Raw genomic sequence first — 16,623 nt, 5'->3', positions numbered from 1 at the left:
TCGATCAGTGGGTCGCCGCCACGTGCAGCGACCTTTGATTCGACGCGAATGAACGCCCATAGCAAGGTACGCTGAGCATAAGGGTGATAATCGTCCAGGCGGGCCAGCCTTGTTCGGCTCCTTGGGTGAGTGGGTAGATCACCATCACCAGGACTGCTGTTAGCAGTGATACGCCGACCAAGTCCAGCCTGGCATGCCGACTGGCGCGGCTTTCCGGCACCCAGAAATACGCGGTCAATAGCACGATTGCGCCAACGGGCACATTGACCAGGAAAATCGCGCGCCAGCCTAGGTCAAGCACGTTGAGGTCGATCAGTACGCCACCGCCCATCTGGCCGACGATCGCCGCTACCCCGAAGACGAAGCCGTAGACGGCGGTGATCCGGGTCTGATGTTCAGCGCGAAATACCGCGCGGATCGAGGCCAGTACTTGTGGCGCCATGATTGATGCCGAGAGGCCCTGGAGCACCCTGCCAGCAATCAATGCATCGGGGCTGTGGGCTAGGCCGCACAGCATTGAGGCGCATATAAACGTACCCACCCCGAGCAGGAAAAGCCGTTTGCGACCATAGCGGTCACCCAGCCGTCCTCCGGTAATCAAGCCGACGGCGTATGCGCAAGCATACGCGGACACCACGAGTTGCAACTGGGCGTCGCTGGCGTGCAGGTCGGTCCGTATCGCGGGCAGTGCGAGGTTGACGATGAAGTAATCCAGCGGTGGCAGAAAGGCCCCAAGTAGCAGGGAGAACAGCGCGAACCCGTGGGCTCGCCCCCAATTTGCGCTGAGGTCAGGGCCGGTGCGCGTGCCCGCCATATCGTTCACGCGGGGTCCTGCGCGTTCATTTCATGCCATTCGCGGTCGGTGAAGTCCAGGCAGTCCTGACGCGGTGCGGGGCCGAACGCGGTGGTCCAGCCCTCCGGCCTGGGCAATGTTTTCGGCCAGAGTGAATGCTGATTTAAGCTATTGGTCAGCACGAAAAAGTGTGCGTTTGGGTCGTCAAAAGGGTTATCCATGAGAGTTTTCTCCTGAGTGGGGTGGCGTTTCATGATGAAAACGCTGCAGGTACCGCTGAATCTCACCGGCAATGATTGCTGCGGGACCAAGGCGCAACATCTCTTCATGCCGGCAATCGAGGGTTTTGATCTTTAACGCGCGACCTGTAAAGGCACTCCACTGCAATTGGGCGCGATGTTGGGAGGGCGTCGTATGGGATGAGGAAAAGAATAGGATGTCGATGTCCAGTTGCGTCGGCACATACGTCTTCATCAATGCCTCGTGGTAATGACTTATTTGCGCCTCGCGAGAGGGGGACGCGACGTTGGTGCCGTTGTTTGGCGAAATGGATAATGAGTTCTGCATATCTTTGTTCTGCGGGCTGACGTCGAGAATCGCCAGCAGCCCGACGTGTTCGCCCATGGCTCGCAGTTGCGCAGCGGCGCAATAAGCCACTAGCCCTCCAAAGGACCATCCTAGTAGATGGTAAGGCCCGCTGGGCTGAGCCCGTTGTATATGCTCGATGTAAAACGCAGCGGTCGCCTCGATACTGGGCAGTGCGTGATTAACATCAGCCAGCAGGGGGGACTGTAGGCTGAACAATGACTGCTCTTGCGCAAGATGGGAGGCGAGGCTAGCGAAACTCCAGCCGTGGCCTTCCTTGGGATGAAAGCAGAACAGCGCAGGTGAACGGTTGCCGATGTGCAGTGGCAACAGCACATCGGACAGCTCAGCAGGAGACCGGGGTGAGGTGTTGTCGCTCAAACTGATGGCGACCAATTCAGCGAGGGTCTGAGCCTTGAACACGTCCGCCGGGCAGAGTGAGTAGCCTGCGGCTTTTGCCAGGTGCACCAGTCGCACGGCTCGGATGCTATCGCCACCCATATCGAAGAAGTTGTCGTCCGGGCTCTGAGGGGCAGCGTCGAGCACCTGGGCAAAGAGCGCTGCAAATGTTTGCTCATGTTCGTCCATGGCCCGTGTCGCAGGCTGGGATACCGGGTTTGCCGCGGGCAGGGCGCTCCGATCGATTTTTCCGCTGGGGCCTACAGGCAGGTTCTTCATCATCACAAATACTGCGGGGACCATTTGACGAGGCAGACGTATTTCGAGGAACCGTCGCAGCGCCAGTTCTTGCACATCGCAGGCCCCGTGGCATACCACGTAGGCTACGAGACGCGGTTCGCCCTGGCGGTCGGTATCGAGTATGACGACCGTTTTTGCGATGTCAGGGTGTTCGGCCAAACGTGATTCGATCTCCCCTGTTTCTATTCGGTGCCCCCTTAACTTGACTTGGCCATCGTTGCGCCCGAGGAACACCAGGCGGCCGTCCGCCGCCCATTTCCCCCGGTCCCCGGTGCGATACATCCGGCTACCGGAGGCGCCAAAGGGGTTGGCGATAAAGCGTTGCGCCGTCAGGGCAGGGCGGCGGTGGTAGCCGCGTGCCAAGCCGGTACCCGCGATATAGATTTCCCCTGCCATGCCGGGCGGAACGGGTTGCAGCCAGTTATCCAGCAAATACACCTGGGTGTTATGAATTGGACGGCCCAAGGTGGGGCGCTGGCCGTTTGGCACGGGGCAGACCATTGACCAGACCGTGGTTTCCGTAGGCCCATAGAGGTTGGTCAAGTGCGCGCCGGTGTGTGTCAGGTAGTCGGCCAGATCGGGCGCTAGGGCCTCTCCGCCGCACAGGATGCTCAAGGAGGCGGATGGCGTCCAGGCTGCCTCGCGCAACATCTGCCAGGTGGTGGGGGTTGCTTGCATGACGGTGGCCTGGTGTTGCTCGATGGAGGCCCGCAATTGCTCGGGATCACTGACTACTATGGCCGGAATCAGCACCACGCGGGCACCGTGGAGCAGCGGCAAAAACAGCTCAAGGACGGAAATGTCGAAGGAGACTGGCGTGCAGGCCAGCACCACATCGTCTTGCGTAATGCCAGGCTGGGAAGCCATGGCATCAAGGAAGTTAGCCAGCGCCAGGTGTGTGATCACCACGCCCTTGGGGTTACCCGTCGAGCCTGAGGTGTAAATGACGTAGGCCGGATGCTCGGCGCGTAACGATGGCAGTGGCTCAGGGCTGGGTAGATGAGTCGTTTCGGGGCGAGCTAGCGCCTCGATTGACATCAGCGTCAGGTCCCCGGCGGCTTGGGTCAGCCGTATTGAGGCCGCGGCGTCAGTGATGATCAGCGCGGGTTTGGCATCTTCAATGATGTAGGCGATCCGTTCCGCGGGATAACCTGGGTCGAGTGGCAGGTAGGCAGCTCCGGTTTTGAGTACCCCAACCAAGGCGGGCAGCAAATCACCACCGCGAGCCAATGCAATACCCACCAGCGCTCCAGGATTGGCCCCGGCTGTACGTAATCGTCGGGCGATGAGGTTGGCCCGGCGGTTCAGTTGGTCATAGGAAAGGACGCCGCTGGCGTAGACGACGGCTACGGCATCCGGGGCCCGCCTCTGCTGTGCCTCAAACAGGTCTATGAGCAGGCCTCCCGGCGTCGGCCAATCGGTGCCATTCCAGTCCAGGACCAGGCTCTGGTGTTCTTCCTGCGTCATTATGGAGGGGGTGTTAATGGTTTGCCGTGGGTCATCGCAGAAGGCTTCGAGCAAGAGAAGGAATCGCTGGCTGAGGCCGCGAATGGTGGCGTGCTCGAAGAGCTCGGTGGCGTACTCGATTGTGCAGGTCATGCCCGCTGCGCCACTATTTGGTGCCAAGTCTTCTTTGAAGTCCACCACCAGGTCGTATCGCGCTGCGCCTGAGGTGACGGGCCGCAAGGTGCTGGTCAATGTCGGCAGGTCCAGGCTTGGCACCCGGGAGTCCTGAAGAGTTAGCAGCACCTGGAACAGGGGATGGTAGGCCATTGAGCGTTCCGGGTTGACGGCTTCGACGACGTGTTCGAATGGCACTTCCTGATGGGTGTACGCAGCCAGGCTGGTTTGCCGTACGCGCTCCACAAGCTCGAGGAAAGCGGGGTCGTCCCGCGTGTCTATACGCATCACCAACGTGTTTACGAAAAAGCCCACACTGTTCGCCAGATTTGCCGCTGCACGACCTGCGACCGCTGTCCCCAGGAGAATGTCTTCACCGGACCCCATTCGGGTCAACAGCGCAGCAAAGGCCGCCTGCAGCAGCATGAACAAGGTGCTGTGATGGGACCTCGCCATATCGATCAGGTGGGCATGCAGCCGAGGGGTGATCTCGAACGACAGCACGTGCCCCTCATGGCTGCGCGCCGCGGGCCGGGGGAAATCAGTCGGCAGGTTCATCAGGGAGGGAGCCCCGGATAGCGCTTGGGTCCAGAAGGCTAGCTGGCGCGCCAGTGGGCTCTCAGGGTCCGATGCGTCTCCCAGGGATTGGCGCTGCCAGATTGCGTAGTCGGCGTATTGCACGGGCAACTGTTCGAGAGGCGCGAGACTTGCGCCTGCCCGTGCTCGATAAAAGTGTGACAACTCATCCAGCAAAGGGTTGATTGACCAGCCATCCACGGCGATGTGATGCACCACCATTAGCAGCACATGGTGCTTCTCGTCCTGGCTATACAAGCGGCATCGAAACGGCAGATCAGTTGCCAGGTGAAAGGGCTGTTCGATCAACTGCTTGATCAGCGCGTCGAGAGCCTGGTGCTCGCACTCAAGGTGAGTAAAATCGATCGAGTAGCTTGCGGCAGCCAAGATCTTTTGCACGGGTTCTCCCGCTTCATCGACGACCAGCAAGGTACGCAGTACTTCATGGCGTTGCAGCAGGTCTGAAAGCGCGTCGCTCAGGGCCTGTGTGTCGACCCGGCCCGTCAAGTCAAAGGCAAGCGGAACGTTGTAAGCCGCATGGGTACCTTCGATCTGGTTCGACAGCCACATGCGATGCTGGGCAAACGATAGTGGTACTTCAGCCTTGCGCGGTTGTGCGATCAGCCTCTCTGTCCGGGCGTCTCCGTACTCCAGGTTCTCGGCCAGTTCGTCAAGTGTGCGCGCCTCGAAGAGAACCCGGATCGGAATCTCGGTTCCAAATTGTTCGCTGAGGGCGTTGGCCAGGCGTGTGGCAGACAGCGAGTCGCCACCCAGGTCAAAGAAGCTATGGGACATGTCCACATGTGACAGGCCCAGTATCTCGGCCACGATCTTCAGCACAGTGGCTTGTTGCGCAGAGGTTGCCAACGATGAATGGGTGGCCAGACTGAACACCGGGGGAGGAAGGGCCTTGGCGTTGAGCTTGCCGTTGGCGGTCAGAGGCATCTGCGCGATGCTTGAGATCATGTTGGGTACCATATGCGCCGGCAGTTGCGTGCTGACCCAGGTACGCAGTTCCTTGTTCAGGGCCAGGTGCTGACTGGCGGCATTTGGATTATTGGCCACTCTCTGTATGGCCTGTCGGCTGACAAAAACGTTCACAGGCGCTTTGCCTTGTAGCGCGTGAACCTTGAAAAATACCGTATCGAACCGGCTTTTTTCGTTGCTGTTCCAAGTGCTGATGGCTTGGTATCCCAATTGTTCTGCGAGCACATGCAGCTCTTCCGGTTCAACGCTTTCCTGCACCAACGTGGATACCTCAGCAGACGACGGATCGAGTCGTTGTTCCCATGCCCTGGGTTGGGAAAGCCTGCGATTGGGAATGTCCTGTACACGAAGGAAGGGGAGCTGAGCAGTGTTCAACTTCTGGGCGAGCCTGGCGAAATTGTCGACCTGCGTGACCCATGGGAGGCAAGGGATATGCTCCAACGAGATCGTTGGCGTCCCTGACTTATAAATGATCACATCATATCGGTAGTGCATCAGTTCATTGGCGGTGCGGCTGCGCTTAAGCCGGATATCTACGCCTGCCACGTCTCCCAGTGCACGCTCAAGTTGGGTAAAGAACTCTGGGCGCAACAGCAGTTCGTTTTCTCGGAATATAACGTCTTCTATAAGTGCTTGTGCTCTTTTCGAGAAAAGCGCTTCGCCAGGATACTGTTCCGCCACAATTTGACTTGCGAAGTAGTTCAGCAAGGATAGGTTTCTGATATCTCCAATAAAAATTTTTCCACCCGGTTTGAGCAGGTTCAACCGCCCACAATAACCTCCTTAAGGTAAGTGTCGCTAGGGAAGTATTGAATGACAGAGTTAATAATTAGTGTGTCAAAAAAATCGCGAGGAAACCCCTGCGTGTCGTGCGCGGGCTGGTGATGAAAGTGTACTTTTTGTTTTAGCTCCGGCTGATCTTGTATTGTCAGCTTCAAGTGACTTATTGTCGTCTCGGATAAGTCGCTTGCGTAGTACGTAGTACAATGTTGGGCAACTTCCTGGAGCAGTAATCCAGTGCCCACACCTATTTCAAGTACGTGTTCGGGGTGCAGTGCCAAGATGCTTTGAACCGTCAGTTTTTGCCATTCGAACATCTGCGTGAGAGGAATGGGCTTGTGGTCATAGCTGCTGTTCCAACCGGTAAAAGCACTAGTGTCATCCGCCTCGTCAACCTGGCTGTAGGTTTCTTCGTATAACGAACGCCAGGATTGTATGCGCTCTGCTTCACGGGTGCTGTTGTCGACTTCTGCATGGGGCACGATATAGCCGATCAGGCGGACCTCGCCCTGTGCGTCAGGATGCGCTACGACGGCGGCCTGGCTGACCTTTTCATGCTTGAGCAAGCAGGCCTCAATTTCACCCAACTCGATCCTGAATCCGCGAATCTTGACTTGCTGGTCGGCCCGGCCGAGGTATTCCAGCGAGCCGTCGGGCAGGTAGCGGGCCAGGTCACCAGAACGGTACATACGTTCACCGGGCGCCTGGAATGGGCACGCGATGAACCGTGATGACGTTAAGCCGGGCTGATTGAGGTAACCGCTGGCGACACCCGATCCCGCGATATACATTTCTCCTGTCTCTCCCGGTCGGACGGGTTGCAGGGCAGGGTTGAGCAGGTAGACGTTCCAGCCTGGGATAGGCTCACCAATAAAGCTTTTGCTCTCTTCATTCGACACGTCCAGGGTGACATCACGCAACGTGACATGGACGGTGGTTTCCGTAATGCCATACATATTGACCAGCCGTATTGCCGTGCCGTTGCGCTCGCGCCATGCGCGCAATCTGCCGGTCTCAAGGGCTTCGCCACCGAAGATCAGGGCACGCAGGCTCAAGGGGGCAGCGGGCGCCGTTTCACTGGCCTGCGCTTGGTCAAGTTGATAGAACGCTGAGGGTGTTTGGTTCAGTACGGTCACTTTTTGCGCCGCGAGCAACCGGAGAAACGCCTTGGGTGATCGGCTGATCGAGTAGGGTACGATCACTAGCCGAGCACCGGTGAGCAGTGCTCCCCAAATTTCCCAAACCGAAAAATCAAACGAATAAGAGTGAAACAGTGTCCATACGTCGCTGGACTGCCATTGATAGTGCTCGTCAGTTGCCTGCAGTAGCTGCAACACATTGCGGTGGGGAACAATCACCCCTTTGGGGTTGCCGGTAGAGCCGGAGGTATAGATCACATAGGCGGTATGTGGCGGCAATACCCGGTGTGACCCGGAGCTTTGCGCAAGGGGGCTTGCCATTCCGGGTGGGTCGTCGATACAGATAAAATGGCTGTCGGGTGCGATCGCCTTTAAAGTTGCAAGCGTGGAGCGGTCGGTGACGATGCAGGCGGGGTGGGCATCGCTGATCATGTACCCGATCCGTTCTGCGGGGTATTGCGGGTCGAGGGGTAAGTAGGCCGCGCCACTTTTCAGGATGCCAATAATGGCGCTGACCAAGTTCGCCGAACGGGGAAGTGCCAAGCCCACCAGATTGTTTATGCCTATACCTGCGGATGTAAGGCGGTAACCCAGTTCATCGGCACTTATATTGACTTGGCTGTAGGTCAGCGAGCTGTGCTCATGGATCAATGCAATGTTGGAGGGTGCTTCTTCGACACGCCGCTCAAAGAGCTGCGTCAAGGGTGAACTGTGAGGGAGTGTGCAGTTTTCAATATGCTGTTGAACGGTGGAATAGGGCACGTTCTTATCCTCCTTGACGGTATTCTAGATAAACGCTTCAGTTCCTGTATCAGTCAGTCGCTTATCAAATTTTGCATATATATGCTCATGCAAAATATATGAAACCATAAATTGTGGTGGCAGCCGGTTTCTCTCTTTTAGATTTATTGGATTCGATGAGTAATGATCTTTACCCTGGCCCCCAATGCCGTCAAGGTCAAGTGTGGAAGCAGTCAAAAAAAAGAATTTTCCTTCACGAGCGTCGGAACTAACTGAAATCCTTAGAGATAAAGAGAGGGTTTTACTTATCCTAAAAATTAAAAACTACTGAAGGACCTTTGTTGCAGCGCTGTGAACATGGTTTCCAACAAGAGCCATATCCTGAGTTTCACTGGGTCGGTTCCCACCGGTTTAACCGTGTTCCCGATCAGGTCATTGGTTCTGGCGCAGGCGTTTGTATAAGGTATTACGGCTAACCCCCAGCTCCCGAGACAGAAGGGAGATATTCCCACCCACCGCCTTCAGCCGCTCATTCAAGTCCAGACTGTCATCCACTGCATCACACACCGGCACCACCCCATTCAAATCCACAAAAAAATCATCCGGCAAATGTTCCACTCGAATCGGCTGCTCTTCCGCCATGGCCAGCGCCACCTGCAACACGCTGCTCACCTGGCGCAGGTTCCCCGGCCACGGATGCTGTTCAAACAAGGCCAGCACCTCATCACTCAAGCCCGCCCACTGGGTCGGTTCGCGATGCTGTTGCCACAGCTGCTTGAACAACGCCTGTTTATCAGTGCGCTCCCGTAGCGGCGGCAGTTCCAGGGTCAGGCCACCGATGCGGTAATACAGGTCTTCGCGAAAACGCCCGAGCTGTACTTGCTCCCGCAGCGAGCGGTTGGTGGCGGAGATGATCCGCAAATCCACCGGGTACAATTCGCTGCTGCCTACGGGCTGCACACACCGTTCCTGCAACACCCGCAACAGCCTCGCCTGGGTCGGCAGCGGCATGTCGCCGATCTCGTCGAGGAACAGCGTGCCTTTGTCTGCCTTGCGGATCAGCCCGATGCTGCCTTTCTGGTTGGCGCCGGTGAACGCGCCTTTTTCGTAGCCGAACAGTTCCGACTCCACCAGTTCGGCAGGGATCGCTGCGCAGTTGACGGCGATAAACGCTTGTTGGCTGCGGGAACTGGCCTGGTGCAGGGCTTTGACGAACACTTCCTTGCCGACGCCGGTTTCACCGTGGATCAGCAACGGGATGTCTTTTTCCAGCAGGCGCTCGGCCTGACGTACCGCCTTTTCCACCCGGGCGTCGCCAAAGTGCAGGGTCTTGAGGCTGATGGCCGTGGGGGCGGGTTCGCTGGTTTTTTTGGTTTCCACAAACACACGGGCCTGGACCGGCGCCTGCCTGGGCCGTTTCAACAGGCATTGAAAGCGGTTGCGCCCGGCGGCTTGCAGCGAGAAGGGCAGGCCTTCGGGCTGGTTGAGCAGTTCCAGCAGCGAGACCTTGAACAGGCTGTCGATCAGCACCCGCGACAGGCTGATGCCCAGCAGGTTATCGGCCCGGCGGTTGGCTGACAGTACCTGGCCACTTTCATCAAAGATCAGCAAGCCCGCCCATTGGCTATCAAGGTTGTTCAAGCCGGTATTGAACGTCAGCTGGAAATGCTCACCGCGAAACAGGTTGAGGATCAGCCGGTTCTCTACGGTCTGGCTCATCATCTTGACCATGCCGAGGGTATGGGAGGGCGGCAGGTAGCTGTCGCTGGAGACATCCAGCACCGCGATGATTTCCCGCTGCGCATCGAAGATCGGCGCCGCCGAGCCGGTCATGAAGCGGTTGGCCTTGAGGAAGTGTTCGTCGTGTTCGATATGCACCGCCTGGGCACAGGCCAGGGCGGTGCCGATGGCATTGGTGCCGCTGGAGCGCTCCATCCAGCTGGCGCCGGCGCTGAAGCCACGGGCCAGCGTGGGTTCGATAAAGCGTTGGGTGCCCCAGGAGGTCAACACCTGGCCCTGATTGTCGGCGAGCATGATCAGGCAGTTGGAGTTGCTGAGGATATTCTCGTAGTAGGGCAGCACTTCCTGGTGGGTGGTTTGCACGAGGGAATGCTGGCTTTCCAGCAACTGGCTGACGCCTTCTGCGGGCAGTTGGTCGAAGCTTGGCGTGCTCTGATGATCCAGGCCATAAGCCCGGCAGCGGCGCCAGGAGTCCTGGATGATGGCATCGTGCGCCAGCGGTGTGCTCATGGCGGTGACCCTGTCTTATTGTTGTTATTGGGCTCTATCTCTATCTATGTAGGAGCGAGCTTGCTCGCGAAAAACTTCAGGGCGCCGCGTTCATGCTGGATGAGCGCGTTATCGTTGACGTTCTTCGCGAGCAAGCTCGCTCCTACACAAAGTGTTGTTCAGAACTGTTCATTGTCAACCCGCCGATTGTTCAGTTGTTCAGCCTGACCTGTTCATTTCTGTTCAGAGGCGAATCGGCTTTTTGCCTAACCCGTTGACCGGCCTGGTTTTTGGGTTTTTGGCACGGAACTCGCTCTGTGTTGTTCCTGCCAGAACCATTCCAATAATAAAAAGGTCGTGTCATGTCGTTGACCCTGGAGCACGTCACACGCGTTGTCGAAGGCCAGACCTGGATCGACGACGCCAACCTGCGTTTCGAAGCCGGTTCCTTCAATGTATTGCTGGGCCGCACGCTCTCCGGCAAGACCAGCCTGATGCGCCTGATGGCCGGCCTGGACAAGCCCGACAGCGGGCGCATCCTGATGAACGGCGTCGATGTCACCCAGAAACCGGTGCGTTTGCGCAACGTGTCGATGGTCTATCAACAGTTCATCAACTACCCGACCATGACCGTGTTCGAGAACATCGCCTCGCCGCTGCGCCAGGCCGGTGTGTCTGCCGAGCAGATCCAGAGCAAGGTTCTCGAAACCGCGAAAATGCTGCGTATCGAGAAATTCCTCCAGCGTCATCCCCTGGAACTCTCCGGCGGCCAGCAGCAACGCACGGCCATGGCCCGGGCGCTGGTCAAGGACGCCGAGCTGATCCTGTTCGATGAGCCCCTGGTGAACCTGGATTACAAGCTGCGAGAAGAACTGCGCCAGGAAATGCGCGAGCTGTTCAAGGCGCGCCACACCATCGCGATCTACGCCACCACCGAACCCAACGAAGCCCTGGCCCTGGGCGGCACCACCACGATTCTGCATGAGGGCCGGGTGATTCAGAGCGGCAAGGCGGCCGAGGTCTATCACCAGCCGCAAACCGTGCTGGCGGCCGAGCTGTTTTCCGAACCGCCGATCAACCTGATGCCCGGGCGTATCAGTGGCAACGAAGTGAGCTTCGCCAACTTCGTGCACTTTCCGCTGAACGTTGACCTGCGGCCCATCGGCGAAGGCGAGTTTCGCTTTGGCGTGCGTCCCAGCCATATCAGCCTGGTGCCGAGCAACGACGATGACCTGGAGCTGGCGGTGACCGTGGAGGTCGCCGAGATCAGCGGCTCGGAAACCTTCCTGCACGTGCGCAGCGAACACTTCCTGCTGGTGCTGCACTTGCCCGGCGTGCACGAGTACGACGTCGACGCGCCGATCCGCATCTATATCCCTACCCACAAATTGTTTGTGTTCGATGGCCAGGGACGTTTGGTCCAGGCTCCGGGCCGACGTGTCGCGAGGGTTGCCTGATGGCCGAGATCCATTTGCAGAACCTGGCCCACAGCTACAGCTCAAAGCCAAACGGCCCCGAGGACTACGCGATTCGCGAAATGAACCACGTCTGGGAGCAGGGTGGTGCCTATGCGTTGCTCGGGCCGTCGGGCTGCGGCAAGTCGACCTTGCTCAACATTATCTCCGGCCTGCTCAGCCCGTCCGAAGGCCAGGTGCTGTTCGACACCAAGGTGGTGAACGAGCTGACCCCGGAAAAACGCAACATCGCCCAAGTGTTTCAGTTCCCGGTGGTATACGACACCATGACCGTGTTCGACAACCTGGCCTTTCCCCTGCGAAACCAGGGCATGGCCGAGGCGAAGATTCACAGCAAGGTGCAGGAAATTGCCGAGGTACTCGACCTGCAAAACCTGCTGGGCAAAAAGGCCCGCAACCTTACCGCCGATGAAAAACAGAAAGTCTCCATGGGCCGCGGGCTGGTGCGGGATGACGTGTCGGCGATCCTGTTCGACGAACCGCTGACGGTGATCGACCCGCACCTTAAGTGGAAGCTGCGGCGCAAGCTCAAGCAGATCCACGAGCAGTTCAACATCACCATGGTCTACGTGACCCACGATCAACTGGAAGCCTCGACCTTCGCCGACAAGATCGCGGTGATGTATGGCGGGCAGATCGTGCAGTTCGGCACGCCCCGGGAGTTGTTCGAGCGGCCGAGCCACACCTTTGTCGGCTATTTCATCGGCAGCCCGGGGATGAATCTGATTGAAGTGCAGGCAGAGGCGGGTGGCGTGCGCTTTGCCGGGACACATCTGGCGTTGCCCGAGGCGTTGCAGCAGCGCATTGGCGAAAAGCCCTACAAGAAGCTGCAGGTCGGCATCCGCCCGGAATTTATCCATGTGTGGGATGAGCACAATCCCGACGCGCTACAGGCGCAAGTCACGCATGTCGAAGACCTCGGCACCTACAAGATCATGACCCTCAACCTCGACGGCGCACCGTTGAAGGTGCGCCTGGCCGAAGACAAGCCGGTGCCCGAGGGCCAGGCGTCCATCAGCTTTCCGGGGCAGTGGCTGATGGTGTATGCCGATGACTACTTGCTGGAGGTGCAGCCATGAACAAGGTGCAGAACAACAAGGCCTGGTGGCTGGTATTGCCGGTGTTCCTGCTGGTGGCCTTCAGCGCGGTGATCCCGATGATGACCGTGGTCAACTATTCGGTGCAGGACATCTTCGACCAATCCAGCCGCTACTTCGTCGGCGCCGACTGGTACAAACAGGTGCTGCTGGACCCGCGCCTGCATGACTCGCTGCTGCGCCAGTTCATCTACTCCGCCTGTGTGTTGTTGATCGAGATACCGCTGGGCATCGCCATCGCCCTGACCATGCCCACCAAGGGTCGCTGGTCCTCACTGGTGTTGATCGTGATGGCGATTCCGCTGCTGATTCCGTGGAACGTGGTCGGCACCATCTGGCAGATCTTCGGCCGCGCCGACATCGGCCTGTTGGGTTCAACGCTCAACGCCATGGGCATCAGCTACAACTACGCGGCCAACACCATGGACGCCTGGGTCACGGTGCTGGTGATGGACGTGTGGCACTGGACGTCCCTGGTGGCGTTGCTGTGTTTCTCGGGGCTGCGGGCGATCCCGGATGTGTACTACCAGGCGGCGCGAATTGATCGGGCGTCCAGCTGGGCAGTGTTCCGACATATTCAGCTACCGAAGCTGAAAAGCGTGCTGTTGATCGCCGTGATGCTGCGCTTCATGGACAGCTTCATGATCTACACCGAGCCGTTTGTGCTGACGGGCGGCGGGCCGGGGAATGCCACGACCTTCCTCAGTCAGACCCTTACCCAGATGGCCGTAGGCCAATTCGACCTGGGCCCGGCGGCGGCGTTTTCCCTGGTGTACTTCCTGATCATCCTGTTGGTGTCCTGGCTGTTCTACACCGCCATGACCCACTCCGACGCCAACCGCTGAGGCCGCCAACATGAGCAAGCGCAAGCTGATCCCGCTGCTGATCTACATCCTGTTCCTGCTGGTGCCTATCTACTGGCTGCTGAACATGTCCTTCAAGAGCAACACCGAAATCCTCGGCGGCCTGACCCTGTTTCCCCAGGACTTTACCTTTGCCAACTACAAGGTGATTTTCACTGACCCGAGCTGGTACACCGGCTACCTCAACTCGCTGTACTACGTCAGCCTCAACACGGTGATTTCCCTGAGTGTGGCGCTGCCGGCGGCCTACGCGTTTTCACGCTACCGCTTCCTGGGCGACAAGCACCTGTTCTTCTGGCTGCTGACCAACCGCATGGCGCCGCCGGCGGTGTTTTTGCTGCCGTTCTTCCAGCTGTATTCCTCCATTGGCTTGTTCGATACGCATATCGCGGTGGCTCTGGCTCATTGCCTGTTCAACGTGCCGCTGGCGGTGTGGATTCTCGAAGGATTCATGTCCGGCGTGCCCAAGGAAATCGACGAAACGGCCTACATCGATGGGTACAGCTTCCCCAAGTTTTTCGTAAAGATCTTCATCCCGCTGATTGGCTCGGGGATCGGCGTTACCGCGTTTTTCTGCTTCATGTTTTCCTGGGTCGAACTCCTGCTGGCGCGCACGCTGACCTCGGTGAACGCCAAGCCTATTGCGGCGGTGATGACGCGCACGGTGTCGGCCTCCGGCATCGACTGGGGCGTGCTGGCAGCGGCGGGGGTGTTGACCATCCTGCCGGGCATGCTGGTGATCTGGTTTGTTCGCAACCACGTGGCCAAGGGCTTTGCCCTGGGCCGTGTCTGAGGAGTCGATGATGGAATGGATGGCCTGGACCACCCCGACTGCACTGTTCTTTGCCGCAATTGGCCTGCTGCTGGTGGGCATGACGACCTGGGAATTGCGCTCGCCGAGTATCCCCCGGCGCGGTTTGTTACCGATCAGCACCACCCGTGGTGATCGCTTGTTTATCGGTCTTCTCGGCAGCGCCTACCTGCATTTGTTGGTGATCGGCGTAACCGGCTGGAGCATCTGGGTGGCGTCCGCGCTGTCTCTGGTGTGGCTGTTGTCTGTGATGCGTTGGGGCTAGCTGCCCCTTTTGAACCCCAAAACCAGGAGGTCTCTATGTTCGATAAAAACAATAAGCTGCGACATAGCATTTCATTGGCGGCCGTGCTGGCGCTCAGCGGGCTCAGTGCTGCGGCCTGGGCGGATGCTTATGAAGACGCTGCGAAAAAATGGATCGGCAGTGAATTCAAACCGTCGACCCTCACCGAAGCCCAGCAACTCGAAGAGCTGAAGTGGTTTATCAAGGCTGCGGAGCCGTTTCGCGGGATGAAGATCAACGTGGTGTCGGAAACCCTCACCACCCACGAATACGAGTCCAAGGTGCTGGCCAAGGCTTTCAGCGAAATCACCGGGATCAAGCTGACCCACGACCTGCTGCAGGAAGGCGACGTGGTGGAGAAACTGCAAACCCAGATGCAGTCCGACAAGAATATCTATGACGGCTGGGTCAACGATTCCGACTTGATCGGTACGCACTTTCGCTATGGCAAGACAGAATCCATCACCGACCTGATGGCCAACGAAGGCAAGAACTTCACTTCGCCGACCCTGGACATCAAGGATTTCATCGGTATCTCGTTCACCACCGCGCCGGACGGCAAGATCTACCAATTGCCCGACCAGCAGTTCGCCAACCTGTACTGGTTCCGCGCCGACTGGTTTGAGCGGGCGGACCTGAAAGCCAAGTTCAAGGAAAAGTATGGCTATGAACTGGGCGTACCGGTGAACTGGTCGGCCTACGAAGACATCGCCAAATTCTTCAGCGAGGACGTCAAGGAAATCGACGGCAAGCGCGTCTACGGGCACATGGACTACGGCAAAAAAGACCCGTCCCTCGGCTGGCGTTTCACCGATGCCTGGTTCTCCATGGCCGGTGGCGGCGACAAAGGCCTGCCCAACGGTTTACCGGTGGACGAATGGGGCATTCGCGTGGAGGACTGCCACCCGGTGGGCTCCAGTGTGACCCGTGGCGGCGACACCAACGGCCCGGCGGCGGTGTTTGCCACGCAGAAATACGTGGACTGGATGAAGGCCTACGCGCCACCGGAAGCGGCGGGCATGACCTTCTCCGAATCCGGTCCGGTGCCATCCCAGGGCAACATCGCCCAGCAGATTTTCTGGTACACCGCGTTTACCGCCGACATGACCAAGCCGGGCTTGCCGGTGGTGAACGCCGATGGCACGCCGAAGTGGCGCATGGCGCCATCACCCGTCGGGCCGTATTGGGAAAAGGGCATGAAGAAAGGGTATCAGGACGTAGGTTCTTGGACCTTCCTCAAGTCGACACCCGAGAAGCAGAAACTCGCGGCCTGGCTGTACGCGCAGTTCGTGACCTCGAAAACCGTTTCGCTGAAGAAAACCATCGTTGGCCTGACACCGATTCGTGAGTCTGACATCAACTCCCAGGCCATGACCGACCTGGCGCCGAAACTCGGCGGGTTGGTGGAGTTCTACCGCAGCCCGGCCCGCGTGGAGTGGACCCCGACCGGCACCAACGTACCGGACTATCCACGGTTGGCACAATTGTGGTGGAGCCATATTTCGGAAGCGGCCAGCGGAGAGAAGACGCCGCAGCAGGCGCTGGACGGGTTGGCCAAGGATCAGGACGCGATCATGACGCGCCTGGAACGCTCCAAGGTGCAGCCGATTTGCGGGCCTAAGATGAACGAGGAACGGGACGCGCAATACTGGTTCGACCAGCCGGGTGCGCCGAAGCCTAAGTTGGCGAATGAGAAGCCACAGGGTGAGACGGTTAGCTATAACGAGTTGCTGAAGTCGTGGGAGGCGGCGCGCAAGTAACCCAGACGCAGGAGATCAAAAATGTGGGAGCGGGCTTGCTCGCGAAGGCGGTGGATCAGTCAGCAGATATGTGACTGACAGACCGCTTTCGCGAGCAAGCCCGCTCCCACATTGGGTTTGCGGTGTTTTCGAATTTAGTGTGGTTTCAGACAATCCAGCGCCTGATCAGCCAAGGTTCGGGCCAT

At 58.4% G+C, this 16,623-nt stretch carries 11 protein-coding genes; 6 read left to right on the top strand and 5 right to left on the bottom strand.

The genetic code is table 11. The annotated features are described in order from the left end of the window. Window positions 1-4 precede the first annotated feature (4 nt). The 5 genes from HBJ59_RS22535 to HBJ59_RS22515 all read right to left on the bottom strand — a co-directional run bounded on the left by HBJ59_RS22535 (window position 5) and on the right by HBJ59_RS22515 (window position 10,170). On the bottom strand, window positions 5-814 hold the full coding sequence (locus HBJ59_RS22535; protein WP_256670877.1) for an MFS transporter: 810 nt from the start codon (window positions 812-814) through the stop codon (window positions 5-7). 5 nt (window positions 815-819) lie between these two features. After that, the gene (locus HBJ59_RS22530; RefSeq protein ID WP_076014895.1) at window positions 820-1,014 is read right to left on the bottom strand and encodes an MbtH family protein; all 195 of its coding nucleotides are present in this window, start codon (window positions 1,012-1,014) and stop codon (window positions 820-822) included. Then, window positions 1,007-6,025 (bottom strand): non-ribosomal peptide synthetase, encoded by a 5,019-nt coding sequence (locus tag HBJ59_RS22525; RefSeq protein ID WP_167664803.1) that lies wholly within the window; start codon window positions 6,023-6,025, stop codon window positions 1,007-1,009. Before HBJ59_RS22525 ends, HBJ59_RS22530 begins: the two co-directional genes overlap by 8 nt. After that, window positions 6,022-7,941, bottom strand: a complete 1,920-nt coding sequence (locus tag HBJ59_RS22520) for an amino acid adenylation domain-containing protein (RefSeq protein ID WP_167664802.1) — start codon at window positions 7,939-7,941, stop codon at window positions 6,022-6,024. Before HBJ59_RS22520 ends, HBJ59_RS22525 begins: the two co-directional genes overlap by 4 nt. Before the next feature lie 411 nt (window positions 7,942-8,352). Continuing rightward, window positions 8,353-10,170: a sigma-54-dependent Fis family transcriptional regulator gene (locus tag HBJ59_RS22515; protein WP_076014893.1), complete on the bottom strand. Its 1,818-nt coding sequence runs from the start codon at window positions 10,168-10,170 to the stop codon at window positions 8,353-8,355. A 341-nt stretch (window positions 10,171-10,511) separates the two neighbouring features. Here HBJ59_RS22515 and HBJ59_RS22510 point away from each other — a divergent pair, with 341 nt between their 5' ends. The 6 genes from HBJ59_RS22510 to HBJ59_RS22485 are packed head-to-tail and all read left to right on the top strand — an operon-like array spanning window position 10,512 to window position 16,438. Further along, a complete protein-coding gene (locus HBJ59_RS22510) occupies window positions 10,512-11,606 on the top strand; it encodes an ABC transporter ATP-binding protein (protein WP_003218524.1) in 1,095 nt (364 codons plus the stop codon). Then, window positions 11,606-12,703 (top strand): ABC transporter ATP-binding protein, encoded by a 1,098-nt coding sequence (locus HBJ59_RS22505; protein ID WP_167664801.1) that lies wholly within the window; start codon window positions 11,606-11,608, stop codon window positions 12,701-12,703. The genes HBJ59_RS22510 and HBJ59_RS22505 overlap by 1 nt, the downstream gene beginning before the upstream one ends. Then, window positions 12,700-13,566, top strand: coding sequence for a carbohydrate ABC transporter permease (locus HBJ59_RS22500; RefSeq protein WP_010173085.1), 867 nt, complete (start codon window positions 12,700-12,702; stop codon window positions 13,564-13,566). Before HBJ59_RS22505 ends, HBJ59_RS22500 begins: the two co-directional genes overlap by 4 nt. A gap of 10 nt (window positions 13,567-13,576) precedes the next feature. Further along, window positions 13,577-14,377: a carbohydrate ABC transporter permease gene (locus HBJ59_RS22495; RefSeq protein ID WP_163913758.1), complete on the top strand. Its 801-nt coding sequence runs from the start codon at window positions 13,577-13,579 to the stop codon at window positions 14,375-14,377. 10 nt (window positions 14,378-14,387) lie between these two features. Further along, window positions 14,388-14,660: a DUF2160 domain-containing protein gene (locus HBJ59_RS22490; protein WP_010173082.1), complete on the top strand. Its 273-nt coding sequence runs from the start codon at window positions 14,388-14,390 to the stop codon at window positions 14,658-14,660. A gap of 35 nt (window positions 14,661-14,695) precedes the next feature. Continuing rightward, window positions 14,696-16,438 (top strand): ABC transporter substrate-binding protein, encoded by a 1,743-nt coding sequence (locus tag HBJ59_RS22485; protein WP_076014890.1) that lies wholly within the window; start codon window positions 14,696-14,698, stop codon window positions 16,436-16,438. Window positions 16,439-16,623: the final 185 nt, after the last annotated feature.

Source organism: Pseudomonas sp. AN3A02 (assembly GCF_011765255.1).
In the GTDB taxonomy this organism is placed as follows: Bacteria; Pseudomonadota; Gammaproteobacteria; order Pseudomonadales; family Pseudomonadaceae; genus Aquipseudomonas.
The sequence above is the reverse complement of the archived record's forward strand: the minus strand, read 5'-3'. Positions and strand labels throughout refer to the sequence as shown.